Origin of the sequence: Mesorhizobium sp. WSM4887, assembly GCF_029625865.1 — a bacterium.
GTDB lineage: Bacteria > Pseudomonadota > Alphaproteobacteria > Rhizobiales > Rhizobiaceae > Mesorhizobium.
This window is the reverse complement of record NZ_JARTVP010000007.1, coordinates 172423-198547: the sequence shown is the minus strand read 5'-3', so window position 1 is coordinate 198547 and position 26125 is coordinate 172423. Positions and strand designations below refer to the sequence as shown.

General features: G+C 64.6%; 22 protein-coding genes and 2 pseudogenes. 12 read left to right on the top strand and 12 right to left on the bottom strand.

The annotated features are described in order from the left end of the window. Positions 1-49: 49 nt before the first annotated feature. Entirely contained in the window at positions 50-1894 is a 1845-nt protein-coding gene (gene ilvD / locus P9230_RS23495) for a dihydroxy-acid dehydratase (RefSeq protein ID WP_278120877.1), read from the bottom strand. 253 nt (positions 1895-2147) lie between these two features. On the opposite strand from ilvD, the gene P9230_RS23490 reads away from it, so the two are divergent. Next, complete coding sequence (locus P9230_RS23490) at positions 2148-2618, top strand: VOC family protein (RefSeq protein WP_067324344.1); 471 nt, start codon at positions 2148-2150, stop codon at positions 2616-2618. Positions 2619-2685: 67 nt separating this feature from the next. Here P9230_RS23490 and P9230_RS23485 read toward each other — a convergent pair whose 3' ends face one another. The 3 genes from P9230_RS23485 to P9230_RS23475 all read right to left on the bottom strand — a co-directional run bounded on the left by P9230_RS23485 (position 2686) and on the right by P9230_RS23475 (position 5059). Beyond that, positions 2686-4278: a peptide chain release factor 3 gene (locus tag P9230_RS23485; protein ID WP_095780207.1), complete on the bottom strand. Its 1593-nt coding sequence runs from the start codon at positions 4276-4278 to the stop codon at positions 2686-2688. A gap of 123 nt (positions 4279-4401) precedes the next feature. After that, positions 4402-4644, bottom strand: coding sequence for a DUF1127 domain-containing protein (locus tag P9230_RS23480; RefSeq protein ID WP_278120876.1), 243 nt, complete (start codon positions 4642-4644; stop codon positions 4402-4404). Between the two features lie 133 nt (positions 4645-4777). Next, a complete protein-coding gene (locus tag P9230_RS23475; protein ID WP_067003570.1) occupies positions 4778-5059 on the bottom strand; it encodes a DUF4242 domain-containing protein in 282 nt (93 codons plus the stop codon). Between the two features lie 204 nt (positions 5060-5263). On the opposite strand from P9230_RS23475, the gene P9230_RS23470 reads away from it, so the two are divergent. Together P9230_RS23470 and P9230_RS23465 are read left to right on the top strand one after the other, a co-directional pair. Further along, positions 5264-7072 (top strand): winged helix-turn-helix domain-containing protein, encoded by a 1809-nt coding sequence (locus tag P9230_RS23470; RefSeq protein WP_127240066.1) that lies wholly within the window; start codon positions 5264-5266, stop codon positions 7070-7072. A gap of 67 nt (positions 7073-7139) precedes the next feature. Continuing rightward, complete coding sequence (locus P9230_RS23465; protein ID WP_278120875.1) at positions 7140-8213, top strand: FAD-binding oxidoreductase; 1074 nt, start codon at positions 7140-7142, stop codon at positions 8211-8213. Here the strand turns inward: P9230_RS23465 and P9230_RS23460 are convergent. The 3 genes from P9230_RS23460 to P9230_RS23450 form a co-directional block, all read right to left on the bottom strand. After that, a complete protein-coding gene (locus P9230_RS23460; protein ID WP_127215006.1) occupies positions 8207-9580 on the bottom strand; it encodes an amidase in 1374 nt (457 codons plus the stop codon). The two genes, P9230_RS23465 and P9230_RS23460, sit on opposite strands and share 7 nt — an antisense overlap. 162 nt (positions 9581-9742) lie before the next feature. Then, the gene (locus tag P9230_RS23455; RefSeq protein ID WP_067324334.1) at positions 9743-10543 is read right to left on the bottom strand and encodes a class II glutamine amidotransferase; all 801 of its coding nucleotides are present in this window, start codon (positions 10541-10543) and stop codon (positions 9743-9745) included. 16 nt (positions 10544-10559) lie between these two features. After that, positions 10560-10814: a DUF6356 family protein gene (locus P9230_RS23450; RefSeq protein ID WP_067324732.1), complete on the bottom strand. Its 255-nt coding sequence runs from the start codon at positions 10812-10814 to the stop codon at positions 10560-10562. Positions 10815-10930: 116 nt separating this feature from the next. On the opposite strand from P9230_RS23450, the gene P9230_RS23445 reads away from it, so the two are divergent. The 5 genes and pseudogenes from P9230_RS23445 (at position 10931) to P9230_RS23425 (ending at position 14533) form a co-directional block, all read left to right on the top strand. After that, the gene (locus tag P9230_RS23445) at positions 10931-11401 is read left to right on the top strand and encodes an Lrp/AsnC family transcriptional regulator (RefSeq protein WP_067003562.1); all 471 of its coding nucleotides are present in this window, start codon (positions 10931-10933) and stop codon (positions 11399-11401) included. Between the two features lie 84 nt (positions 11402-11485). Next, positions 11486-11971: a dUTP diphosphatase gene (dut, locus tag P9230_RS23440; RefSeq protein WP_067324332.1), complete on the top strand. Its 486-nt coding sequence runs from the start codon at positions 11486-11488 to the stop codon at positions 11969-11971. Then, positions 11972-12632 (top strand): annotated as a pseudogene (locus P9230_RS23435) (HAD family phosphatase). Positions 12633-12806: 174 nt separating this feature from the next. Next, on the top strand, positions 12807-13646 hold the full coding sequence (locus P9230_RS23430) for a hypothetical protein (RefSeq protein WP_278120874.1): 840 nt from the start codon (positions 12807-12809) through the stop codon (positions 13644-13646). Between the two features lie 74 nt (positions 13647-13720). After that, positions 13721-14533 (top strand): oxaloacetate decarboxylase, encoded by an 813-nt coding sequence (locus tag P9230_RS23425; protein ID WP_127215001.1) that lies wholly within the window; start codon positions 13721-13723, stop codon positions 14531-14533. 70 nt (positions 14534-14603) lie between these two features. Here P9230_RS23425 and P9230_RS23420 read toward each other — a convergent pair whose 3' ends face one another. Both P9230_RS23420 and P9230_RS23415 read right to left on the bottom strand, forming a co-directional pair. Further along, on the bottom strand, positions 14604-15323 hold the full coding sequence (locus tag P9230_RS23420; RefSeq protein WP_278120873.1) for a sulfate transporter family protein: 720 nt from the start codon (positions 15321-15323) through the stop codon (positions 14604-14606). Positions 15324-15474: 151 nt separating this feature from the next. Next, positions 15475-16377 carry an EamA family transporter gene (locus tag P9230_RS23415; protein WP_095799248.1) on the bottom strand — a complete coding sequence of 301 codons (903 nt, stop codon included), beginning with the start codon at positions 16375-16377 and terminating at the stop codon, positions 15475-15477. Positions 16378-16640: 263 nt separating this feature from the next. Between P9230_RS23415 and P9230_RS23410 the strand changes: the two genes are divergently transcribed. The 3 genes and pseudogenes from P9230_RS23410 to P9230_RS23400 all read left to right on the top strand — a co-directional run. Then, entirely contained in the window at positions 16641-17633 is a 993-nt protein-coding gene (locus P9230_RS23410) for an adenosine kinase (protein ID WP_095780199.1), read from the top strand. A gap of 335 nt (positions 17634-17968) precedes the next feature. Beyond that, positions 17969-18559, top strand: coding sequence for a hypothetical protein (locus tag P9230_RS23405; protein ID WP_347404010.1), 591 nt, complete (start codon positions 17969-17971; stop codon positions 18557-18559). Then, positions 18544-19380: pseudogene (locus tag P9230_RS23400) on the top strand (porin); the annotation flags it as partial. The gene P9230_RS23405 and the pseudogene P9230_RS23400, both read left to right, overlap by 16 nt. A 94-nt stretch (positions 19381-19474) precedes the next feature. Here P9230_RS23400 and P9230_RS23395 read toward each other — a convergent pair. Next, positions 19475-21754, bottom strand: coding sequence for an NADP-dependent malic enzyme (locus P9230_RS23395; RefSeq protein WP_067324316.1), 2280 nt, complete (start codon positions 21752-21754; stop codon positions 19475-19477). A gap of 253 nt (positions 21755-22007) precedes the next feature. Here P9230_RS23395 and mutS point away from each other — a divergent pair, with 253 nt between their 5' ends. Next, on the top strand, positions 22008-24731 hold the full coding sequence (gene mutS, locus P9230_RS23390; RefSeq protein ID WP_278120871.1) for a DNA mismatch repair protein MutS: 2724 nt from the start codon (positions 22008-22010) through the stop codon (positions 24729-24731). Between the two features lie 27 nt (positions 24732-24758). Here the strand turns inward: mutS and P9230_RS23385 are convergent, their stop codons facing one another. After that, positions 24759-25604, bottom strand: coding sequence for an aldo/keto reductase (locus tag P9230_RS23385; RefSeq protein ID WP_095799244.1), 846 nt, complete (start codon positions 25602-25604; stop codon positions 24759-24761). Positions 25605-25697: 93 nt separating this feature from the next. Further along, positions 25698-26087: a DUF305 domain-containing protein gene (locus tag P9230_RS23380; protein ID WP_095799243.1), complete on the bottom strand. Its 390-nt coding sequence runs from the start codon at positions 26085-26087 to the stop codon at positions 25698-25700. Between the last annotated feature and the right edge of the window lie 38 nt (positions 26088-26125).

Sequence of the window (26125 nt, the reverse complement as noted above, 5' to 3'; positions counted from 1 at the left end):
CTCCCCACAGAGGGGCCCACAAGGGGGAGGTAGGGGGGCGCTGCCCGACTTATTCCGGCACTTTCCTGACAGCACCTTTGTCGGCGCTGGTGGCGAAGGCGGCGTAGGCGCGCAGCGCCGTCGTCACCTTGCGCTTGCGCTTTTCCTCAGGCTTCCAGGCATCCGCGCCCTTGGCCGCCATAGCCTTGCGGCGGGCGTCGAGCTCGGCTTCGCTGACGGCGAGATGGATCTTGCGGTTCGGGATGTCGATCTCGATCGTGTCGCCTTCCTGAACCAGGCCGATCAGCCCGCCCTCGGCGGCTTCCGGCGAGACGTGGCCGATCGACAGACCCGACGTGCCGCCGGAGAAGCGGCCGTCGGTGATCAGCGCGCAGGCCTTGCCGAGGCCCTTCGACTTAAGATAGCTGGTCGGGTAGAGCATCTCCTGCATGCCGGGGCCGCCGCGCGGCCCCTCATAGCGGATGACGACGATGTCGCCCGCCTTGATCTCGTTGCCGAGGATCGCCTTGACGGAAGCGTCCTGGCTTTCGAAGACGCGGGCCGGACCGGTGAATTTCAGGATCGACTCGTCGACGCCGGCCGTCTTCACGATGCAGCCGTCGAGCGCCAGATTGCCCTTCAACACGGCGAGGCCGCCATCCTTCGAGAACGGCGTCTTGGCCGAGCGAATGACGCCCGTCTCGCGGTTCGTGTCGAGATCCTCCCAGCGGCGATCCTGGCTGAAGGCGACCTGCGTCGGCACGCCGCCGGGCGCGGCGCGGAAGAACTCGCGCACATTCTCTGCGGAAGTGCGGGCGATGTCCCAATGGTCGAGCGCTTCGCCCAGCGTTGCGGTGTGGACTGTCGGCAGATCGCGGTTGATCAGCCCGGCCTGGTCGAGCTGGCCGAGGATCGCCATGATGCCGCCGGCGCGGTGAACATCCTCCATGTGCACGTCGGACTTGGCCGGCGCCACCTTGCAAAGCACCGGCACTTGGCGCGACAGCCGGTCGATATCCTCCATGGTGAAGTCGACCTCGCCCTCATGCGCGGCAGCCAGGATGTGCAGCACCGTGTTGGTCGAGCCGCCCATGGCGATGTCGAGGGCCATGGCATTCTCGAAGGCTCCCTTGGAGGCGATGCTGCGCGGCAGCGCACTGTCGTCCTCCTGCTCGTAATAGCGCTGCGCAAGATCGACGATCAGATGGCCTGCCTCGACGAACAGCCGCTTGCGATCGGCATGGGTGGCCAAAGTCGAGCCGTTGCCGGGCAGCGAGAGACCCAACGCTTCGGTCAGGCAGTTCATCGAGTTCGCCGTGAACATGCCCGAGCAGGAGCCGCAGGTCGGGCAGGCCGAGCGCTCGATCACCTTGACGTCCTCATCTGAAATTCGGTCGTCGGCCGCGGCCACCATGGCGTCGACGAGGTCGAGCGCCTGCGCCTTGCCGCCCAGCACCACCTTGCCGGCTTCCATCGGGCCGCCGGAGACGAAAACGGTCGGGATGTTGAGGCGTAGCGAGGCCATCAGCATGCCGGGCGTGATCTTGTCGCAGTTGGAGATGCAGACCATGGCGTCGGCGCAGTGCGCATTGACCATGTATTCGACGGAGTCGGCGATCAGCTCGCGCGACGGCAACGAATAGAGCATGCCGTCGTGACCCATGGCGATGCCGTCGTCGACGGCGATGGTGTTGAACTCCTTGGCGACGCCGCCGGCCTTCTCGATCTCGCGCGCGACGAGCTGGCCGAGATCCTTCAGGTGCACATGGCCCGGGACGAACTGGGTGAAGGAATTGACCACCGCAATGATCGGCTTGCCGAAATCACTGTCCTTCATGCCGGTGGCACGCCACAGGCCACGGGCGCCGGCCATGTTGCGGCCATGGGTGGTGGTGCGGGAACGGTGGGCGGGCATCGGTATTCCTTGCTGGCTGGCCGCGCTAAAACGTGGCGCGGCGGCGCTGTATTTCAGTCGGCAGCGGTTATAGCGGCCAAGGTCCGGGCTTGCCACAATTTTGCGCTGCGCCACGATTCTTCAGGAAATTTGAAAAACGCTGTCGGATCGCGCCGCGCCGAGCCGTCCTTGAGGCAGACGGTACGAAAGCCGCGCCAAATCGCCGGCGCGCCGTTGATGATGAGCCAACCTGAACAAGTCGGAGGAGCAAGACATGCAGAAGATCACCACCTTCCTTTGGTTCGACGGCCAGGCCGAGGAGGCCATGAACCACTACGTCGCCATCTTCAAGAATTCGAAGGTGCTTAGCGTCACGCGCTGGCCCAAGGGCCATCCCCAGGAAGGCCAGGTTCTGGTCGCCTCGTTCGAGCTCGACGGGGTGCAGTTCCAAGCCCTCAACGGGGGGCCGCAATACAAGTTCACCGAGGCGATGTCGCTGTCGATCGACTGCAAAACGCAGGAAGAAGTCGATTACTTCTGGGCCAGACTCACCGAAGGCGGCGGCGAACCGGGACGCTGCAGCTGGCTGAAGGACAAGTTCGGCGTTTCCTGGCAGGTCGTGCCGGAGCAGTTGCCGCGTCTGCTTCAGGACCCCGACAGAGCGAAGGCCGGGCGCGTGATGTCGGCGATGATGCAGATGGGCAAGATCGACATCGCCACGATCGAGGAAGCGGCGAAGGGGTGATTACGCGTGAGTAGTGAACGGTGAATGGTGAGGATGCCCGACTATCACTATTCACTATTCACCACAATCACGCCGCCTTGTCGCGGACTTGATAATCCTTGACCGCGGCGAAGCGGATCGCTTTCCAGCGCTCGGCCTCGTAGTTGAGCGAGAAGGCGTGCTGGGCGAGGAAGACCGGATCGTTGTCGAGGTCGCGGGCGATGTCGCCGCGATGCGCCTCGATAAAGCGCTGGACATCCGCCCTGTCGTCGGCCGAGATCCAGCGGCAGACGGAGAAGCGCGACATCTCGAAATCCACCGGCAGCGTGTATTCGATGTTAAGCCGCTCCTTCAGCACATCGAGCTGCAGCGCGCCGACAACGCCGACGATGGCCGGCGAGCCGTCCTCAGGCGAGAACAGTTGCACGACGCCCTCCTCGGCCATCTGATGCAGCGCTTCCTTCAGCTTCTTGGCCTTCATCGCATCGCCGAGGCGGACACGGCGCAGGATTTCCGGCGCGAAGTTCGGCACGCCGCGGAACAGGATCTCCTCGCCCTCGGTCAGCGTGTCGCCGATGCGCAGCGTGCCGTGATTGGGAATGCCGACGACGTCGCCGGCGAAAGCCTCGTCGGCGGTGACGCGGGTGCGGGCGAAGAAGAATTGCGGCGCCGAGAGGCTCATCGGTTTGCCGGTGCGCACCAGCTTGGCCTTCATGCCGCGCTCCAGCTTGCCGGAGCAGACGCGGACGAACGCAATGCGGTCGCGATGGTTGGGGTCCATGTTGGCCTGGATCTTGAAGACGAAGGAGGTCATCTTCCCCTCCGTCGCCTCGACCGTGCGTTCATCGGCTGCCTGGGCCCGCGGCGGCGGCCCGTAGGCGCCGAGCGCCTCGATCAGGTCGCGCACTCCATAATTGCGCAGCGCCGAGCCGAAATAGACCGGCGTCAGATGGCCTTCGCGGAAGGCGTCTATGTCGAGCGGTCTGCACGCTTCCCGCGCGAGCTCCAGTTCCTCGATGAAGTCGTTGCGCTCGTTTTCCGGCAAAAGCCCGGCGACGCGGTTGGAATCCGGGCCGTTTACGGGCGTGCGCTCCTTCTCGTCATCGCTCCGGCGCACCGCGTTCTGCGCCAGGTGATAGGTGCCCGAAAAGGTCTTGCCGCGGCCGATCGGCCAGGTAACCGGTGCTGTGTCCAGCGCCAGCTTCTGCTCGATCTCGTCGAGGATTTCGAACGGATCGCGGCTCTCGCGGTCCATCTTGTTGACAAAGGTGATGATCGGGATGTCGCGCAGCCGGCAGACCTCGAACAGTTTCAGCGTGCGGGGCTCGATGCCCTTGGCGGCGTCGATGACCATGACGGCCGAATCCACCGCAGAGAGCGTGCGGTAGGTGTCGTCGGCGAAATCCTCATGGCCGGGCGTGTCGAGCAGGTTGAAGACGTTGTCGTCATATTCGAAGGTCATCACCGAGGTGACGACCGAGATGCCGCGCTCGCGCTCGATCTTCATCCAGTCGGACCGGGTCTGGATGCGATCCTTCTTGGCCTTGACCTCGCCGGCAAGCTGGATGGCGCCGCCGAACAGAAGCAGCTTTTCGGTGAGCGTGGTCTTGCCGGCATCGGGGTGGGCGATGATCGCGAAAGTGCGGCGGCGCGATACCGCCTGTTCGATGTCTTCTGCCAATTTTTGGAATCCTGTCTGTGGCGCGGGCTTCTAGCAGCGCATTTTGGGCGTGTCGACAGTTTCGGGCAGACCGGCACGGCCGAACAGCGTAGTCGATGTCCCCTGACAGGAACCTTAGGCCGTTCAGGTTCGCTCGCGATGACGGTCCTGGCGGCCCAACCGGATAGCTAACCGTATCTCCGCCCCCTCGATGCCGATGTCGCGCAGCAGATAATCCGGCAATTCGTCCAGCGTGGCCCGACCCCTGCGATTTCGCAGGATGCGCGCAAGCACGCCTCCGCCGGAACGGCAGATTTCGAAGATCGCAACGAGGAACCGTCCGAGCGCGGAGTGGTTGGCCGCAAGCTCCTGTCCAAGGATGGTCATGGTTTATCCTCCTCTGTTTGAATGATGAAATCGGGAGGGCCAGACTGGCCCTCCCGAAGGTTTGGCCGACAGAAGATCAGGATCGATCGTGCTCGCAGCTCGCCTGCAAGGCACTTCACGATCGGTCGCCCCGTCAGGCGGCGGCGTATGCCGTCGTCGGATCGAACAGGCGCTTCACCTGCGTGATCTTGGTGGCCGGGAAGCCACTCATCTTGGCGTGGCGCTGAATGATCGCCTCGTCCTTGGCGAGGTAGACGCAAAAGGTCTTGTCATCCGCGACGAAGGATTCGACCCACTGAATGTCCGGGCCGAGCTCGGCGAGAACGGCGTTCGAGGCCTTGGAGGCGTCGCGAAGCTGCTCGCGCTCGAAGGTGCCGACCTTGGGAATTTCACGTTCGATGATGTATTTCTGCATTTCGCAATCTCCTTGATCTTGGGTTCAAATGCCTCCGGACGCTCGACCAGATTCGGTGCCGGTGACATCCCCGGGGCCGCTGAGCTAAACTGCAGCTTGGCTCGCCGGGCAGACGGAGAATTGCGCAAGAGGCGGCCGACAGTCCTTACGCCGTCCTTATCTTCTTCCGATCCTTTGCCTAGTGCCGTTACAGGATTGCTGCCGATGGGAACTTATTGCTTCGGCGACTTCGAGCTTAATCAGGACGCTCGGTCCCTTCGTCTCGCCGGAAGCGAGATCGAGGTGCAGCCCCTGGTCTTCGATTTCCTCGCCATCCTGCTGCGGCACCGGGACCGGGCCATGAGCAAAGACGAATTGCTTGAAACGCTATGGCCGGGCGTGACGGTGACGGAAGCTTCGTTGCAGCGCGTGGCAAGCCTCGCCCGCGGCGTTCTTCGCCAGGGCGGCATGGAAACGGCGCTGCGCAACCTGCCCCGCTTCGGCTACCGGATTTGCCTCGACCAGCCGCCCATTTCGGCGAACGGGCCGGCCAGCGCGGGTGGCAAGCCTTGGAGCCCCGGTTCGCCTATTCTGTCGGCGCGCGCGGCTGTTGCTGCCAGGAAATGGCACGAGGCCGCGGCCTGCTTTAGCGAAGCGGAGGCCGCTGGCGAGCTGCTGACGGCCGATCTCGAGGAATGGGCACTTGCGCTGGAGTGCATGGGGCGCCCGGCTGAAGCCATCCCGCTTCTGGCGCGCGCGGTGACTGCCTACGGCGTGGCCGGCGAGCGCTTGCGAGCGGCGTCCCCGGCAATCGGCCTGGCCAGGGTTCATCTGGAGAGAGGGGAACTTGCCGTCGCCAAGGGCTGGCACAAGCGGGCGGCGCAGCTGATCGATGGCGCAACCGACAGCAGGGAGCACGGCCTGTGGTGCTGGATGGGCGCGCGCATCATGGGCGCGGAAGCCGAGCCGGAGCAGGCCCTTGCGCTTGCCGAACAGGCCTTCGCGGTTGGCAGAGATCTCGCAGATCCGGTCGTGGAGTCGCTCGGGCTGATCTATCGCGGCTTTTTCAAGCTCTGCCTCGGTGAAACCAAATCCGGCCAGGAGGATCAGGATTTTGCCGCCGCGCTCGGTCTTTCCAGCGACGTGGACCCGGTCGTCGGCGGCATTCTCTACTGCAACATACTTTGGGCCTGCCGGAATTTTGGCGACTGGGCGAGGGCCAACCAATGGACCCTCGGCTATGAGGACTGGTGCAGGGGACACGGGCTTGAGGATCTGTCGGGCTCCTGCCGGCTGCATCGCGCCGAAGTGCTCGGCGTTCACGGCACGCTGAAGGAGGCTGAGGCGCTGGTACGTGCCGCGCTCGACCAGCTCGCCGTCGACGCCCCCTGGGCGACGGGCGATGCGCTGCGTGTCTTGGGTGACATTCATCTGGCCGCCGGAGATCTCACCGAGGCGGAAACAGCCTATCGGGCGTCCCATGCCGCCGGCTGGGATCCGCAGCCCGGCCTGGCGCTGCTGCAGCTGGAGCAAGGCCAGGCCGAGGCCGCCTTCAGCGCTCTCGAGCGGTCGTTGGTCGGAAACGGCTGGCCGACGCTGCAGCGGCGAGGCATGGTCCTTGCCACTCTCGCCAAGGTGGCGGCGCGCACCAATCGTCTCGAGCGCGCAAAAGAAGTTATCACCGAGCTGGAGAGCCAGCCGCAGCGCTGGCCGATGGCCTCCATCCGGGCGCTGTCCGCCGAGGCCAAGGCTGAACTTTTCATACGGGAAGACCGCCCCACCGAGGCTGTTCGGGAGTTGCAGACTGCATGCTCGCGCTGGAGCGAGGTCGGCTCGCCGGTCAATGTCGCCGATGCCAGGCTTGCGCTCGCGGCGCTGCTCATCCAGCTCGGCGATCGTGCCGGCGCGGAGCTGGAGCTCGGCACAGCGTTGGCGGTAGCGAAGAAGGTCGACTCTTCACGGCTCATGCGGCTCTGCGAAGAGATGACGGGCCTGCTTGCCGGCGCGCAGCAGATAGCGATGGGCGGCGCGTAGCCGCTTCTCGCTTGAGGTCTGGCCGGCGCGATGGCATGACGGTGAAATCTCCTCTGAAGGTCATGGCATGAGCAGCGCAAAACAAGTCATCGTCATCGGCGCCGGCATCATCGGCGCATCGATCGCCTGGCATCTGGCGAAGGCTGGAGCGAGGGTGACGGTCGTCTCGACAAGCGGCGCCGGCGGCGTCGCGACGCCCAATTCCTTCGCCTGGATCAACGCAAGCTGGGGCAATCCGGAGACCTATTTCCGGCTGCGCATCCGGGCGATGAACGAGTGGAAACGCTTGGCGAATGATCTGCCGGGCCTGCCGCTTGCCTGGTGCGGCGGCCTGTGCTGGGACCTGCCGGCGGACAAGCTCAAAGCCTATGCGGCCGAGCATGCGTCCTGGGGCTACGGCATCGAGCGGGTCGGCCGCGAGCAGGCGGCGCGGATCGAGCCCAACCTGACCGAGCTTCCCGATTTTGCGCTTCATGTCGCCGAGGAAGGCGTGGCCGAGCCGGTGGCGACCGCAACGGCGCTGCTGGCGGACGCCGAACGGCGCGGCGCGCGGCTTATTACCGGGACTGTCGATAGACTGACTCTATCCGGCGGCAGGCTCACCGGCGTCGTCGTTGCGGGTGAAACCATCGCCGCCGACGAGGTGGTGATCGCCGCCGGCGCCGGCGCCCCGGCGATCGCCGCGACGGCAGGCGTCCAGTTGCCGATCAAGACGCCGCCCGGTCTGATCGTGCATTCGCGACCCTACAGGAAACTCCTCAACGGCCTGGTGCTGGCTGAGAGGCTGCATATGCGGCAGACGGCCGAGGGCCGGATCATCGCCGGCTCGGATTTTGGCGGCGGCGATCCGGGCGAGAACCCGGAGGCAACCGCGCTTGAGCTTTTCGAAGCGGTGAAAGCGATGCTGCGCGGCGCCGACGGGCTGGAGTACGATTTCCACACAGTCGGCTATCGTCCTACTCCGATCGATGGTTTCCCAATTGTTAGCCGCGCCGACGGCGTAGGTGGCGTCTATGTCGCCGTCACCCATTCCGGCATCACGCTGGCACCCGCCATCGGCCTGTTTGCGGCCCGCGAAATCGTCGATGGCGAGCGCGATCCATTGCTCGCGCCTTATGCGCTGTCGCGCTTCGCTCAGTAGCCCGGCGGCCGGCGAAACCCGTCGGTCAGCGGCGCGATCGCCGCAGCGACGCCGAGCAGTCTCGCCTCCGACCAGCGCTTGCCGACCAGTTGCAGGCCGATGGGCAACCCGTTGCTGTCCTGCCCGCCTGGTATCGCCAGCGCCGGATGGCCGGAATAATTGAAGACCGCGCCATAGGCCGGCAGCATCCAATAGCTCTCGTCCTTGCCGTCGACCTTCAGCGGGCTGCCTGGCTTGCAGTGCGGAAAGGCCGTTGTCATGGCGACCGGGCAAAGCAAGGCATCACAGCTTTCGAAGAACCGCTCCCAAGCAAGAATCGACCGGTCGCGGCGAGCGAGCGCCGCGAACCAGCGCGACACCGGCGCAGGCTGTTCCGGCGGTTCCGGTTGCGCTGCCTCCAGCATCATGCCGATCAACTTGCCGCCCTCGGTGAGATCATCATGCAGGTCGAGCTTCGGCAGTTTGGCTTCCTCGACGTGCGCGCCGGCGGAAGCCAGCCTAGCAGCCAATCTCTCGACCGCGGCGCCGATCTCGGCGGCCACCGGAAAGCCGCGGAAGGTGCCGGCGAAGGCGATGCGCAGCGATTTCAGCTCGAGCCTCGGTATGGGATCAACCGGCACCGGCGCCAGATCGGTATCGCCGCCGTCCGGACCGGCAATGATCCGGTAAATCAGCGCCAGGTCCTCCAGATTGCGAGCAATCGGCCCGACACAGGACATCAAGCGGACGCTGCGCGGAATGCCGCCCGGATCGGGAAAAGCGCCGGCCAGCGAGACGCGATGCTCGGTCGGCTTCAGGCCGTAGACGCCGCAAAAGGCGGCGGGCAAGCGGATGGAATTCTGCATGTCGGTGCCGACCTCGAAGGGCATCATGCCCGTCGCGACCGCAGCCGCAGCGCCGCCGCTGGAGCCGCCCGCTGTGCGCGACGGATCCCAAGGGTTGCCGGTGCGGCCGAACAGCGGATTGTCAGATTGCCAGTCGCCCAGCATGGTGGCGACATTGGTTTTGCCGACCAGCACGCCGCCGGCTCTCTTTAGCCTGGCAACCACAGGGCTGTCCTGCTTGGGAACGTTGTCGGCAAATGGCGGGAAGCCGACCGTCGTCTTCATGCCAGCGGTCTCGTGCGCATCCTTCAGCGTGAACGGCACGCCGTGCAGCGGGCCGAGCGCGGCGCTGCGGGCCAGTGCCGCATCGGCTTCTCGGGCACGCTGAAGCGCGCCTTCCCGATCGAGGAGGACGACGGCGTTCAGAGCTTCGTTATGCCGGTCGATCTGCGCCAGATGCGCGTCGAGCGCCTCCACGGCCGAGATTCTCCGGCGGGCAATTGCTGCCGCGAGTTCGGTAGTCGAGGAAAATCCGATGTCCATGGTGCTGCACTCCGGCTGCTTGCCGCGCTGCGCCTTGAACATGGCGGATGAGACCGCGGCTTCAAGCCGAATTCAGCATTGTTAGGACAGCGGTGCTTGATCGAAATTGCGCCCACCTGTGGTCAGGGCGGCGCTGTCCCGCGACCTTCGCTACGTTTGGAGCTAGACGGCCAACGCGAACTTAGCAACGGTCGGCGCGAACGGCCGGATGTTTGTGCCGTCCCTTGTCATGGTGACAAAGCTCGACGGCGGGATCGCCTGCCATTCGCCGCCGTCGCGGTCGAACGGTTCGGAGACGATGCAGCGGCCGGCGCGGCTCGCGAATGCGCCGGTATAGAGCGTTGGCGCCTGGCCGTCGGTGGCGTAGCGCACGGCGTAGAGCGCCTCGCCATCGGAAAATGCCGCTGTCAGCTTCAGGGAGGGTTCGAGACCGGCGTGGCGCGAAGCCTCGAGAACTCGGCTGGTGGCGCGGGCTACCGCGCCTTGCGGGTCGGCGGACAGCCCTTCGTCGAGCATCAGCAGGAAGAAGAGTTCGGAATCAGTCGTCCCTTCGCGCTGGTCGAAGACAGCATCCGACAGCGAATTCTCAAGCGCGCGGCGGATCTTCTCGAAGCCGCCGATCTGGCCGTTGTGCATGAACGACCAGCGGCCGGAGACGAAGGGATGGCAGTTCATGCGGCTGGTCGCGCCGCCGGTGGAGGCGCGCACATGAGCGAGGAACAGGCCTGATTTGATCTGCCGGCAGAGGCTTTTCAGATTGGGGTCCGACCAGGCCGGCAGGATGTCGCGGTAAAGGCCGGGCTCGGGACGGTCGCCATACCAGGCGAGGCCAAAACCGTCGCCATTGGTCGGCGACTTGGCCTCCTGGGCGCAGTGGCTCTGGGCAATCAGCGAGTGGCAGGGCGCGGTGACGATGTCTTCGAGGAAGACCGCTTCACCGAGATAAGCCGCCCACCGGCACATCGCATTCCACCACTTATCAGGCGCGATCCATCAGAGCCCGAGGCTCCTTCACCGCGTGTGAGCCTCTGTTATTCGTGCGCTCATAGAGCTCACGGACGATTCGGCTGGCGGTAGTCTCGAACAGAAATGGCAAGAAAGCGTGAACGAGGGCGGCGCCCGCGGCCATCGACAGGCGGGAGCAGAACCAGGCGGCGAAGGCCATGTGGCCGAAATAGGTTTCGCCAACCTTGGCCGGGTGAGACGTAAAGAGCGCCGAAAACCGCGTCGTCATGGTGATCCCTCCTGCCGGGATGAGCCCCGATATTGTGTATCCTGCCACGAGTTGAAGGTTCATCGATCCCAAATTGTCCTTGTGTCTAGCCCTATTTTGGGACATTTATCCCAAGAATGGCATATGATATCGACGAAACTGATCGGAGATTGCTGGCCGAACTGCAGCGCGACGGCACGCTTTCCGTCGACCAGTTGTCGGAGCGCGTGGCCTTGTCCCGCAACGCCTGCTGGCGGCGCGTGAAGCGGCTGGAGGAGGAGGGCGTCATTACTGGGCGCGTGGCGCTGGTCGATGCCGACAAGCTTGGACTCGGGCTTTCGGTGTTCATCCTGATCCGCACGTCGAACCACGACCCGGACTGGCTGCAAAAGTTCCGGGCGGCGGTGACGGGCTTTGCCGAGATCACCGGCGTCTACCGCATGTCGGGCGACCTCGACTATGTGCTGAGAGCCCGCGTCGCCGACGTGAAAGCCTATGACAGGCTCTATCAGCGGCTGATCGCCAAGGTGCCGCTGTCGGACGTCTCCGCTTCCTTCGTCATGGAGGAGATCAAGGAGACGACCGTCGTTCCGGTGGAGTTGCGCTGACGCGGAACCGCATTGAAAGAAAGGCGTTGATAGCGTCGCGGCCGGGTTGACCGAATCGGCAGCCGCGCCGATAGGAATGGGCTCATGCGCACGGCTGTCTATCCTTCCTCCGTCATCGGCCCCACCGTCGGTTTCGTCAGGCTTCCGCATGGCGAGGGCTTGCCGCTGCCGACCTATGAAAGCGCGGGCGCGGCCGGGATGGACCTGCGAGCCGCGGTGCCGGAAGACCGGCCGCTGCTTATCCTGCCCGGAAAACGCGCGCTGGTGCCGACCGGGCTGATCGTGGAAATCCCGGAAGGCATGGAAGGCCAGGTGCGGCCGCGCTCCGGCCTCGCCTTCAAACATGGGCTGACCGTGCTCAACACGCCCGGCACCATCGACAGCGATTACCGCGGCGAGGTGAAAGTGCTGCTCGTCAATCTTGGCGATGAGGACTTCGCGGTGACGCGCGGCATGCGGATCGCGCAGATCGTGTTTGCGGCAGTCACGCAGGTGGCCAGCGAAGAACGGGCGCTCGCCGGCGGCACGGCGCGCGGCGCCGGCGGTTTCGGATCGACCGGCACCGCCTAGATGCACGTCCCAAAACTGGTCATCTTCGATTGCGACGGGGTTCTGGTCGACACCGAGAGACCTTGCCAATCGGCGCCTCGCCGACTGGCTTTGTGAAGCGGGCTTTCAAACCACATTCGAATATTGCCGCAAGACCTTCTCGGGCCGCAGCATGGCCTCGGTGCAGAAAGAGATCGAAGAGGCGACCGAGGCCCGGCTCGGCGCCGACTTCGTCGAACGCTGGAACGCCGGCCTGCCGGATCTATTCGCGCATGGCGTCGAGGCGATCCCTCACGTGCGCGATTTCCTCGAAAAGGTGCGCGCCGCCGGTATTGCCTATTGCGTCGCCTCGTCGGCGCGGGTTTCGAAGATGCATATCACGCTCGGGCAGACCGGCTTGTTGCCGCTGTTCGAGCACGCTATGTTTTCCTCGACCATGGTCGGGCGCGGCAAGCCGTTCCCGGACCTTTTCCTGCATGCGGCAAAGACGATGGGCTTCCCGCCGGCCGACTGCATCGTCATCGAGGACAGCGTCGCCGGCACCCAGGCCGGCATTGCCGCCGGCATGCGCGTGTTTTCCTATCACGCCGATCCATTCTCGGATCGCGACGGGCTGGCGGAAGCCGGCGGCGTCCTGTTCGACGACATGCGCGACCTCGCAGGACTGGTGCCGATCCTTTGATCGGACATTGGAGCGGTTCCGCTTTCGTCGAATTGCCGACCCGCTCCAGCTACTTGTTTTTACGCAATTCCGGACGGAAAACTGTTTCAAATTCTTCCTGGAATTGCTCCGGGCTGTTCGGCGAAATCTTCCGTGCTAGCGTGCAGCCGTCAAACAGCCGGCGGCTCCCACCCCATGAAATTCACCCTGCTTCGCCTCGCCCTCGCTCTTGTGCTTCTGGCGAGCGCGGAGAATGTCAGCTTTCCGGACTTTGCCAGCGCCATCCCGGGCCACAAGGACGTCACCTATCTCGACCTCGCCAGGATGGTCATCCCCGATCTGGCGTTGAACGCCGACGGCTTCTACCACGGCGGCTTGCCGATCGAAATGCGCCACGTCGCCGGTCCGGACAGCGGTGGCTCGCCGCCTGAAACGTCAAGCCTGCCCAATGCTGCGGTGCTTGCCATCAAGGCCGGCGGCAAGGACCGGCTGACCATGCTGTTCGATCTCGGCGACTCTCCCGACAGCGCCGAGGGCTATGCGGTGCTGGCGCTCTACGATCTGACCGGCGGCAAGCCGGCGCTGCTCGACGCGGTCAATGTCGCCGTCGATCGCAGCACCTATTTTCGCGAACCGAACAAACTGTCGGTCGGCGCCGGTGACGATATCCTCATCACCATGAGCACGCATTTCAATTCCAGCCAGGGCTATGTGATCACGCCGCTGATCATGGTGCGCAACGACAAGTTCGAACTGATCGACATGATCTACACGTTCGATGAAAGGCTATGCACCTACAGCCGCAAGCAGGACATCGCTTTTAAGGTTATTGCCGACGGCCGGCCGCATGCAGCGATCAAGGTGACGGTGACCGATGCCACGATCCCAAGCGGCGAAAGCTGCGACGATGCGGCGCCCGAGGCGTCCTCGAAAGACATTTCAGTCATCTATCATTGGGATAAGAAAGCGTCGCGCTACGTGGCGGGTTCAGAAGCCCTCAACCGGTTGTCAGCAGAGAACGAGAAACGCTTCTGAGCCGAGCGCATTCGTTTGCCCGAGCGGGGCGACCGCGATAAATTCCCCCCACGACCCATGATTGAGGACCCGCCATGGACAAGGGCAAGATTTTTCGCGATCTGCACGCCTCGACCTTCGTCATGCCCAATCCCTGGGATGTCGGCACGACCAAGCTTCTGGCTTCCTTCGGCTTCAAGGCGCTGGCCACGACCAGCGCCGGCTTCGCCTTCTCGCGCGGCCTGCCCGACGGCGCGGTGACGTTCGAGGCCATGATCCACCATTGCCGCGAAGTGACGGCGGCAACCGACCTGCCGGTTTCGGCCGATCTCGAGCGCGGCAAGGGCGACAGCGCCGAGCAGGCCGCAGAAACCATCTTCGCGGCGGAAGCCGCGGGCCTTGCCGGCTGCTCGATCGAGGACCATACGGGCGATCTAGAGTATCCAATCTACGAGTTCTCGCATGCTGTCGAACGCGTCGCCGCGGCCGCCGAGGCGGCGCGCGCCCTGAAGCACGATTTCGTGTTCACCGCGCGGGCCGAGAATTTCCTTTGGGGCAAGACCGATCTCGACGACACGATCAAGCGTCTGCAGGCTTTCGAGAAAGCCGGCGCCGACGTGCTTTATGCGCCGGGCCTGAGCGACATCGACGCGGTGCGGACGGTCTGCTCCGCGGTCAGCAAGCCGGTCAATGTCATGGCGCGACCCGGCTTCACCGTGGCCGACCTTGCTGCGGCCGGCGTAAAACGCGTCTCGCTCGGGCCATGGCTGACGAATTTCGCCTTTGGCATGCTGGAAACCGCTGCGCGGGAAATCCAGCAGGACGGCACCTTCGGCTTCACCCGTTCGGCGATGCCGTTCGGCAAGCTGCAGGCGCTGTTCCGCGGGGGCGGTACGGAGCAGGATTAGAGCGTTCAGCGTTTCACGGAAACACCGAACCGCTCTATCCCCTTGTTGCGCATTTCCGGACGAAAAACCGCTACGCGCTTTTCCTGAGATTGCGCTGGACCGGGTCCCGCGCCGAAACCGCCTTGTGCAGATGCACCATCATGGCGGCGGCAAAGAGCGGCGTCAAAAGGTTGAGCAGCGGCACGGCAAGGAAGACCGCGATCAGCAGTCCGGCCAGGAATACCGTGCCCGCATACTTCCGGCGCAGCGCCTTGGCTTCAGCCTCGGGGCGGAAGCGCATGGCTGCGAACTCGAAGAATTCGCGACCCAGCAGATATCCATTGACGATGAAGAAGGCGGCGAGGTTGATGCCTGGCACGAGGAGCAGCAGTAGGGCGACGATGTTGCCGAGGATCACGACGCCAAAGAATTTTATCGCCAGCGCCAGCGACTGCAGCACCGGCACGGCGCGGCCGGGCGGATCGCCGGGATAGTCGGTGCGCTCGACCACCTCGGCGATATCGTCGAGGAACAACCCTGCGACGATCGCCGTCACGGGTGCCACGAGCAGCGCCATGCCCATTGCCAACAGGATGCCGGCGATGATGCCGCTCAGCCATCCTGCCCAGGACGGCAGGCCGGGCACAAATGCCTGCAGCCACGGCCATGCCAGCCATTCGAGCAGGCTCTCGATGCCGAACCACAGCGCCACCAAGGCGAGCAGCGTCAGGCCCAGCGTCTTCAGGAAGACGGAGCGGAATTCAGGTGAGAACAGCCGGCTGGCGGCGGCGCGGGCGGCATCGAGGATCACGGCAGGTCCAAGCCTTTACAGAGGAGCGACGATCCCGAGATAGGCGGGCTTGCTAAGCGGCGCAACTAAGCGCGTCGCGTCGACGCGCCTTAGGTTTGTCTCGATGCATGTCGTCCTCCCAAAACCGCCATGCACTTTTGGGCGACATGCATTATTGCGCAAGCCTGGCCAGTCTGGCCGGGATGGTCATGGCCGCGACGCCAACGACGACGAAGCCCATGCCGAACCAGGCGCTCGGCCCGAGGCTTTCGCCCAGAAAGACGGCGCCGATGCCGACGCCGATCGGCACGCGCAGATAGGCCTGCGAGGTGGTGCCGACAGAGCCCAGCGTGTGGATGAGCCGGAAGAAGATCGAAAAGGCGAGCGCGGTGGAGAAGACCGAAAGCCCGAAGAGCGCCAGAATCGACGCCGTCGACGGCGTCAACGTCCAGGGCCGGTCGAAGACGAGGCTCAAGGGAATCAGGATCACGGCGCCGCAGATCATCGAGCCGGCGGCCGGCACCATCGGGTCGAGCCCTCTGAAATTGCGGCCGAAAATGGCGGCGCCGGCATAGCAGACGGTGGCGGCGACGACCGCAAGCTGCGCCCAGAGCTGATGGCCGATGCCGCCCAGCGCCTCGGTGCCGACGATGAGGCAAATGCCGGCGATGCCGGCGCCGACGCCGACCAGCTTGCGCAATGTCACCGGCTCGTGGCGGGTGATCAGCGCCGTCAGCAGAAAGGTGAAGATCGGCGACGTCGCGTTGAGGATCGTGACAAGGCCGGCGTCGATCGAACGTTCGGCGGCGGCGATCAGCGTGAACGGGATGACGCTGTTGAGGCAGGCCTGGAACATGAAGCGGCGCCACATGACCACCTCCCGCGGCATGACAAGGCCGCGCCAGCGGATGAGGCCAAGCAGAATGCCGCCGGCGATCAGCGTGCGCCCGGCGATGAAGGTCACCGGCGGGATCGTCTCGACGCCGATCTTGATGAAGGTGTAGGAGGCACCCCACAACACCGCCAGCAGGCCAAGCAGCGCCAGCTCGGTCGTCATCTCGGTCTTATCGGACATGGGATTTCGCGCCTTCAGCCTGTTTCGACGGTCCGTTCTAGCTCACACCGCGGCTTAGATGTTTCGATGACGCTCCAACCATAGCCGCCGTCGCCTCTAACGATATGGTCCAGTTCGGCGCGACGGCTGCCGCAGCAACCGGCCGGAAGTCGGCGAAGCGGAAACCGGTGCCGATTTTCAGGGTAGGCAAAGCGGCTGCGAGCCGCTAGACCCGCGCGCGGCCGGCGTGGCACAAAGCCGGACAGTCGTTGGCGGAGACATTGATGCCGGAATATGACGTGCTTTGCATCGGCAATGCCATTGTCGACATCATCGCGCAATGCGACGAGGCCTTTCTGGAAACCAACGGCATCATCAAGGGCGCGATGAACCTCATCGACACCAGGCGCGCCGAGCTCCTCTACAGCCGCATGGGACCGGCTATCGAAGCTTCAGGCGGTAGCGCCGGCAACACGGCGGCGGGCGTGGCGAGCTTCGGCGGCCGCGCCGCCTTTTTCGGCAAGGTGTCGAACGATGCGCTCGGCGACATCTACAGCCATGATATCCGCGCCCAGGGCGTGGCCTTCGACACCAAGCCACTGCAAGGCGAGCCGCCGACGGCTCGCTCGATGATCTTCGTCACGCCGGACGGCGAGCGCTCGATGAACACCTATCTCGGCGCCTGCGTCGAGCTGGGGCCGGAGGACGTCGAGGCCGACAAGGCGGCCGGCGCCAAGGTCACCTATTTCGAGGGTTATCTGTGGGATCCGCCGCGCGCCAAGGAAGCGATCCGGCAGACCGCGAGGCTGGCGCATGCGGCGGGGCGCGAAGTGTCGATGACGCTGTCGGATTCTTTCTGCGTCGACCGCTACCGCGACGAGTTCCTCGATCTGATGCGCTCCGGCACGGTCGACATCGTCTTCGCCAACAGCCACGAGATCAAGTCGCTCTACCAGACCGCTTCCTTCGAGGACGCGCTGGCGGCGATACGCAAGGATTGCAAGATCGCCGCCGTCACCCGCTCGGAAAAGGGCTCGGTGATCGTGCGCGGCGACGAGACCGTCACTATCCGCGCGACCACGATCAAGGAACTGGTCGACACGACCGGCGCGGGCGACCTCTATGCCGCCGGTTTCCTCTATGGATACACGACCGGACGCAGCCTCCAGGACTGCGGCGACCTCGGCTCGCTTGCGGCCGGGCTGGTGATCCAGCAGATCGGCCCGCGACCGCGCCAGAATCTGCGCCGCGAAGCGGAACAGGCGGGCCTGCTTTAGTTCCGCTGCGTCATCCCGGTCGGGCGCCAAATGAACCCGGCTGTCGCGCCGCTGTCATAGATCGCTCCTACAGGCACATTGGGCGTTCCGCGACTGACATTTCGGGCGCCCGCAGCAGTCGGGGTGTCAAAAATGCAAGACAGCAACCTTCACGGTCGCTGCGTCCGTCACCATTGCGATTGCCGCTTTCCGCTGTAGCCGTTCAACGACCGGCCCCAGCTTGAGAGTAGCGCGGCGCGCAAGACAGATGCATGACCAGATTTCAGAATCCGCCTGAAGGAACTTCGCAAGACGCCTTGGCCGGACTTGTGGCCGAGGCTGTGCGACAAGCTTTGATGCAGCACGGCGTTTTGCTGGACGCGGAAGCCCTGGCCTCCGCCAACGCGATTGCCGGCAGCGTTGCCGCCGCCCTTCACTTCCTGCCACAGGCGCAGCGGCTTGCAATCACCTCCTTCAAGGGAAGCTGGACCGGGCTCGCCTCCGAATTCTTTCGCGCGATGGCGGAGAAGATCGCGCGCGCCGAGCCGCGCGACGCAGGCAGCAGGGACGAAAATCCGAAGATCGGGGCCGGCAAGCCCATCGCCCGGCCCTTTGCCGAGCGGGTCTCCGAGCTGCAGTCGATGCTGATCGAAGACTGGGCCGGCGAGGTCGCCGGGTCGACCTATCTGGAAGAGAAGTTCCGTATACCTCGCTCGACGCTGCACCGCTGGCAAAGGCGCGCTGAGGTCGTCGCGCTGCGCAAAGGCGGCCGCAAGCATGTCTTCCCGCTCGCCCAGTTCATCGACGGCAGGCCGGCCCGCGGCATAAGCGAGGTGTTGGCGGCCATCACCAATCCGAGATTGGCCTGGTTCTGGCTCGCTCATCCCTGCCCCGAACTGGATGGCCGCGTCCCCATCGAAATGCTGCGCGAGAGCTCGGCACGTTGAAGACCTACACCGAAACGCGCTTCAACTTCGGTGACAAGAACCTGGTCACCTCCAACGGTGAGGTTGACACCAACCCCGCTGCCAACAAGGCGCCCGACCTGCATTTCGCCTGGATCCAGCTCGGCGGCCTGCGCGTCGGTAAGGACGAAACGCCTTATGACCAGTTCATCGGTTACGCGGGCAATGTCATCCAGGACACGATCATTCCGTACGGCGTCAAGGACACCAACGTCGTCAGCTACTACTTCGATGTGGACGGCGGCTTCTCGGGCGTCATCTCGCTCGAAGAGGGCTCCGGCGTGACCGGCACGATCGACAGCTACGTTCCTCACGTCGTCGGCGGCTTGAAGTACAAGGGCGACTGGGGTGCGATCACCGGCGTCGTCGCCTATGACAGCAATTACGAGGAAGTCGCCGGCAAGGTTCGCTTGGAAGTCAATGTCAGCAAGGAACTGACTTTGTTCGTCATGGGCGGCTACGGCACCGACGACAACCTCAATGACAATGCCGGCAACGCCATCGATGCCAGCGGTCGCGGCTTCTACAAGCCGTGGGGCGGCAATTGGGCCGTCTGGGGCGGCGGCACCTACAAGTTCAACGACAAGACGGCGTTCAATCTCCAGGCTTCGGCCGACGACGACAAGAACTACGCTTTGGCGGCGAACGTCGCCTGCACCATCGTGCCGGGCTACACGATCACGACCGAAGTCGACTGGAACCACTTCGGCCACTTCTACGACGGCACTCCGTTCGGCAACTGGACCAAGGCCGACAAGAAGGACAGCGTCGGCGGCATCGTCCGCTTCCAGCGCAATTTCTGATCGAAAGCTGCGACCCAAACAGAAAGGCCCGCGGCATCGCCACGGGCCTTTTTGCTTTTGAGTTCGGCAAAGGGCGGGGCGCGGCGGCCGCCCGTCAATTCCCCGCCGTATAGGCCGCGATCGCCGCCATGTTGACGATGTCTGAGTCCTTGGCGTTGAGCGAGACGATCTGCACCGGCTTGTTCAGACCGACCAGCAGCGGGCCGATGACGGTCGAGCCGCCGAGTTCCTGCAGCATCTTGGTCGAGATCGAGGCCGAGTGGAAGGCGGGCATGACCAGCACATTGGCCGAACCGGTCAGCCTGATGAACGGGTACTGCGCCATGGCGCGCGGGTTCAGCGCCACGTCGGCGGCCATCTCGCCGTCATATTCGAAGTCGACGCGGCGCTTGTCGAGGATGCGCACCGCCTCCTGCACCCGCTCGGAGCGCTCGCCCTGCGGATGACCGAAGGTGGAGTAGGCGAGCATGGCAATCCTCGGCTCGTAGCCCATGCGGCGGGCAAAGCCGGCCGCCTCCTCGGCGATGTCGGCGATCTGCTCGGCATTCGGCATGTCGTGCACGGCGGTGTCGGCAACCAGCACGGTGCGACCCCTTGCCAGCACGATCGAAACGCCGATCACGCGGTGGCCTGGCTTGGCGTCGATGACGCGGCGCACGTCGTCGAGCGCGGTGGAATAGTTGCGGGTCACGCCGGTGACGATGCCGTCGGCGTCGCCCAGCGCCACCATGCAGGCGGCGAAATGGTTGCGGTCGTTGTTGATCAGGCGCTGACAGTCGCGGAACAGGTAGCCCTTGCGCTGCATGCGTTCGTAGAGATAGTCGGTGTAGATCCCATTGCGGCGCGACAGCCTGGCATTGATGATCTCGAGGCCTTGCTTGTTGAGTTCGATGCCGGCGTTGCGGGCATTCTCCTTGATGACGTCGTCGCGGCCGAGCAGGATCGCCGTGCCCAGCCTCTGGTTCACATAGGAGACGGCGGCGCGCATCACCTGCTCCTCCTCGCCTTCGGCGAAGACGATGCGCTTGGGCTGGCGGCGGACGCGGTCGTAGATGCGCTGCAAGGTCGAGGCGATCGGATCGCGGCGGGCGGAGAGCTCATGCGCGTAGCGGTCGAGATCGAGGATCGGCTTGCGGGCGACGCCGGACTCCATCGCGGCCCTGGCCACGGCAAGCGGGATCGCCGAGATCAGGCGCGGATCGAAGGGCACCGGGATGATGTAGTTGGGGCCGAATTTCGGCCGGTTGCCCTGATAGGCGGCGGCGACGTCGTCGGGCACGTCCTGGCGCGCCAGCTCGGCCAGGGCGCGTGCGGCGGCGATCTTCATCTCGTCATTGATGGTGGTCGCCCTAACATCCAGCGCGCCGCGGAAGATGTAAGGGAAACCCAGCACATTGTTGACCTGGTTCGGGTAATCCGAGCGGCCGGTGGCCATGATGGCGTCGGTGCGAATCTCGCCCACTTCCTCGGGCGTGATCTCCGGATCCGGATTGGCCATGGCGAAGATGATCGGGTTCTTTGCCATCGACTGCACCATGGCGGGGGTCAGCGCGCCCTTGGCGGAGAGCCCGAGAAACACGTCGCAGCCGTCCAGCGCCTCGGCGAGCGAGCGCGCCTCGGTCTTGACCGCATGCGCCGACTTCCACTGGTTCATGCCTTCGGTGCGGCCCTGGAAGACCACGCCCTTGGTATCGCACAGGATGATATTTTCCGGCGAAAAACCCATCGCCTTCATCAATTCGATACAGGCGATGCCCGCTGCGCCCGCGCCGTTGCAGACCATTTTCGTGGTCTTCATGTCTCGGCCGGTGATCTCCAGCGCGTTGATCAGCCCGGCAGCCGAGATGATGGCGGTGCCGTGCTGGTCGTCGTGGAAGACGGGGATGTCCATCAGCTCGCGGAGCCGCTGCTCGATGATGAAGCATTCCGGCGCCTTGATGTCCTCGAGATTGATGCCGCCGAAGGAAGGTCCGAGGAAGCGCACGCAGTTGATGAACTCGTCGGCGTCCTCGGTCGCCACTTCGAGGTCGATCGAATCGACATCGGCGAAGCGCTTGAACAGCACCGACTTGCCTTCCATGACCGGCTTCGAAGCCAGGGCGCCGAGATTGCCAAGACCGAGGATTGCAGTGCCATTGGAGATGACGGCGACCATGTTGCCGCGCGTCGTATAGTCGAAGGCGCGGCTTGGATCCTCCGCGATTGCGCGCACAGGAACGGCGACGCCCGGAGAATAGGCGAGGCTCAGATCGCGTTGCGTGGCCATCGGCTTGGTGGCGACGATCTCCAGCTTGCCCGGCCGACCCATGGCGTGGAATTCGAGCGCCTCCTGCGCGCTGACGGAGGGCCCGCTGCTTTCGGTTTTCCTGGCCATGATGCTTTTGATTTCCTCGCCTGTGCGGCACCGCTTGGGACGGCTGCTTGCTTATGGTTCCCACCGATTAAGGCTACACGCGGCGACTGTAAACCGACAAGCCGGGCGAAGCTGCTTCAACGCAGAAGGCCGGCAATGCGGCGGACCGATTGACGGCGAGCTGGCAGCATGGCTCGCGCTTTCCCCTGCTTTTCGAGCCTCCGGCATTAAACCGCCCTGCCACATCTGCTAGCGTTCGGGCATGAACATGCACATGCCGACCGATACCGACGCCCAGGAAACGACGACGCCGGCGCCCACCATGGGCGGCGTCACACCGATGATGGAGCAGTATATCGAGATCAAGGCGGCGAACCCGGATTCGCTTGTGTTCTACCGCATGGGCGATTTCTACGAGCTGTTCTTCGACGACGCCGAAAAGGCGAGCCAGGCGCTCGGCATCGTGCTCACGCGGCGCGGCAAGCACCAGGGCCACGACATCCCGATGTGCGGCGTGCCGGTGCATGCGGCGGACGATTATCTGCAGAAGCTGATCGCGCAAGGCTTCCGCGTTGCCGTGTGCGAGCAGATCGAGGACCCGGCGGAAGCCAAGAAGCGTGGCTCGAAATCGGTGGTGCGCCGCGACGTGGTGCGGCTGGTCACGCCGGGCACCATCACCGAGGACAAGCTGCTTGCACCCTCGGAGTCGAGCTTCCTGATGGCGCTGGGGCGAGTGAAGGGCGGCAATGCAGCCAGCCAAGGCAGTTTCGCGCTTGCCTGGATCGACATCTCGACGGGCGCGTTTCGGGTGGCTGAAACCTCGGCCGAACGGCTGCTTGCCGACATTTTCCGCGTCGATCCGCGCGAGCTGATCGTCGCCGAGCCGGTGTTCCATGACGCGGAGCTGCGGCCGGTCTTCGACGTGCTCGGCCGGGTCGCCAACCCGCAGCCGCCGTCGCTGTTCGATTCGGCGTCGGCCACGGGTCGCATCGCCCGCTTCTTCGAGGTGGCGACCCCGGGCAGTTTCGGCACTTTTTCGCGTGCCGAGCTGTCGGCGATCTCGGGCGCCATCGCCTATGTAGAGAAGACGCAGAAGGCCGAGCGGCCGCCGCTGTCGCGGCCGGAGCGCGAGGAGAACGGCTCGACGCTTTTCATCGACCCGGCGACGCGCGCCAATCTGGAACTCCTGCGCACGCTATCCGGCAGCCGCGAGGGCTCGCTGTTCAAGGCGATCGACCGGACCGTGACCGGGGGCGGGGCGAGACTGCTCGCCGACCGGCTGATGGCGCCGCTGACCGACCCGGCATTGATTTCCGCTAGGCTGGATTCGGTGTCGTTCTTTCGCGCCGAAGCTCGGCTTTGCCAGGGATTGCGAACGAGCCTGAAAAGTGTCGCCGACATGCCGAGGGCGCTCTCCAGGCTGGCGCTCCACCGCGGCGGCCCGCGCGACCTTGGCGCGCTCAGCGCCGGCTTCGAGGCCGCGGGCGCGATCGCCGCACTGTTTGCGACGACGGCGCTCCCCGCCGAACTCGCCGCGGCGCTCTCGGCGATCCATGGCTTGCCCGAGGCGCTCGCCCGCCATCTCGGCGAGGCGCTCGACGACGAATTGCCGCTCATCAGGCGCGACGGCGGCTTCGTGCGGTCAGGCTACAATGCCGAACTCGACGAGATGCGGGCGCTGCGCGATGAGTCGCGAAAGGTGATCGCCGGGCTGGAGCGCTCGTTGATCGAGGAGACCGGCATCCGCTCGCTGAAGATCCGGCACAACAATGTGCTCGGCTACTACATCGAGGTGACGGCCAACCATCATTCGATCATGACCGGCAGCGACGTTGCGAAGGCGCGCTTCATTCATCGCCAGACCATGGCCAACGCCATGCGCTTCACCACGACGGAACTGGCGGAGCTGGAATCGAAGATCGCCAATGCCGCCGATAAGGCGCTGAGCATCGAGCTTGCCACCTTCGATCGGCTGACGGCGGAAGTGGTGAGCGAGGCCGACAGCATCCGCGCCGGCGCCGAGGCACTTGCAGTCCTCGACGTGTCGTCGGCCTTGGCGCTACTGTCCGAGAGCGAGGGCTGGTGCCGGCCGGTCGTGGATTCCAGCCTCGCCTTCGAGATTGCCGGCGGCCGCCACCCGGTAGTCGAACAGGCGCTCAGGCGGTCAGGCGAAGGCCCGTTCGTCGCCAATGACTGCAATCTTTCGCCTGAAAACGGAGCAAAGGCCGGCGCCATCTGGCTGCTCACCGGGCCCAACATGGGCGGCAAGTCGACCTTCCTGAGGCAGAACGCGCTGATCGCCATCCTTGCCCAGACCGGCTCCTTCGTGCCGGCCGAAAGCGCCCATATCGGCGTCGTCGACCGGCTGTTCTCGCGCGTCGGCGCCTCGGACGATCTGGCGCGCGGCCGCTCGACCTTCATGGTCGAGATGGTCGAGACCGCGGCGATCCTGAACCAGGCCGGGGAGCGGGCGCTGGTCATCCTTGACGAGATCGGCCGCGGCACCGCGACCTTCGACGGTCTGTCGATCGCCTGGGCGGCGGTCGAATATCTGCATGAAAAAAACCGTTGTCGTGCGATCTTCGCCACGCATTTCCACGAGATGACGGCGCTGGCCGGCAAGCTTTCGCGGCTCTCCAACGTCACCATGCGGGTCAAGGAATGGGAAGGCGACGTCGTCTTCCTGCACGAGGTCGGCAAGGGTGCCGCCGACCGTTCCTACGGCGTGCAGGTAGCTCGGCTCGCCGGACTGCCGGAAGCGGTGGTGGCGCGCGCCAAGGAAGTGCTGCACCAGCTCGAGGAAGGCGAAGTTTCCGGCAAGACCAACCGGCTGGTCGACGATCTGCCGCTGTTTTCGGTGGCGGTGAAGCGCGAAGCGCCGAAGCCGGCGAAGAACGATGTCCTGGGCGAAGCACTGGGCGCGATCAATCCGGACGAGATGACGCCAAGGGAGGCGCTGGAGGCGCTCTACAGGCTGAAGGGGCTGGCGGCGAAATAAGGTTTTCCAGCGTCATTGCGAGCGCGCCTAGATCATCTCCAGCCCGCGCTTGCGCGTCGGCGGCGGGAAGGCGCGGTCAAGTTCGGCAAGGTCTTCCGCTGTTAGGACGATGTCGAGCGCCGCAGCATTTTGGCGGACATGCTCCTGCCGGCTGGCCTTCGGGATGGCAACGACGCCTTTTTGCGCCATTACCCAGGCGAGCGCGACCTGCGCCGCCGTGGCGTTGTGGCGGGCGGCAACGGCATCGAGCCTGGCGTTGCGCGCCAGCGCGCCCTGCTCGACCGGCGAATAGGCCATCAGCGGGATGCCGCGCTCAAGGCTCCAGGGCGCGAGGTCGAATTCCGGACCGCGCCGAGAGAGGTTGTAGAGGACTTGGTTGGTCTGGACGTTGGCGCCGGAGGGTAGGCCGACCAGTTCCTCCATCTCGTCGGTATCGAAATTGCTGACGCCCCAATGGCGGATCTTGCCGGCCGCCTTCAAGGCCTCGAAGGCTTCGATCGTTTCCGACAGCGGCACGCTGCCCGGCCAGTGCAGCAGATAGAGGTCGATGCGGTCGGTGGCGAGCCGTTTCAGACTGTTCTCGCAGGCCCGCTTGACGCCGGCGCGCGAGGCGTTGGACGGCAGCACCTTGGAAACCAGAAAAGTCTCGTCGCGGCGCCCGGCGATGGCTTCCGCCACCACCTCCTCGGCGCCGCCGCCGGCATACATTTCCGCCGTATCGATAAGCGTGATGCCGAGATCCAGCCCAAGCCTTAGCGCCGCGGCCTCGTCGGCGCGGCGCCGGCCGTCCTCACCCATCTTCCACGTGCCTTGACCCAGCACCGGAACGGCTTCGCCTGACGGCAGGAAAGTGGTTCTGATTTTAGAAGACATGGCCCGCTCCGCGTGAGGCTGGATCGCAGCACAAGCATGGCCGAAAATCCAGGCCGAAGTCCTCGCCTTCGTCCGGATTTCCGGCGCGGGGAACTAGTTCACCGGATGCTTGGCAAGCCAATCCTGCATTTTTTTGATCTCGGCTTCCTGCGCCTTGACGACGTTCTCGGCGAGCTTGCGGATTTCCGGGTCCTTGCCGTTGGCGATCACCACCTTGGCCATGTCGATGGCTCCCTGGTGATGGGGGATCATGCCGCGGACGAAGTCGACATCGGCATTGCCGGTGTAGTTGAGCATCATGTCCTTGTGCATCTTGACCATGGCCGCCTTGTAGCCAGCGGTTGCTGGGCTGTCCGCGCCCATGGCCATCCCGGACATGTCGTGCTTCATTTCGTCCGATTGCGCGGGCACGCTTTCGAGGAACACCGCGATCAGCATTCCCGCCGCCATCAGCAGCAGCACAATCTTCTTGGCCAAGGTCATCCAATATCTCCTGTTGAATGGAATGTCGTATTTGGGGG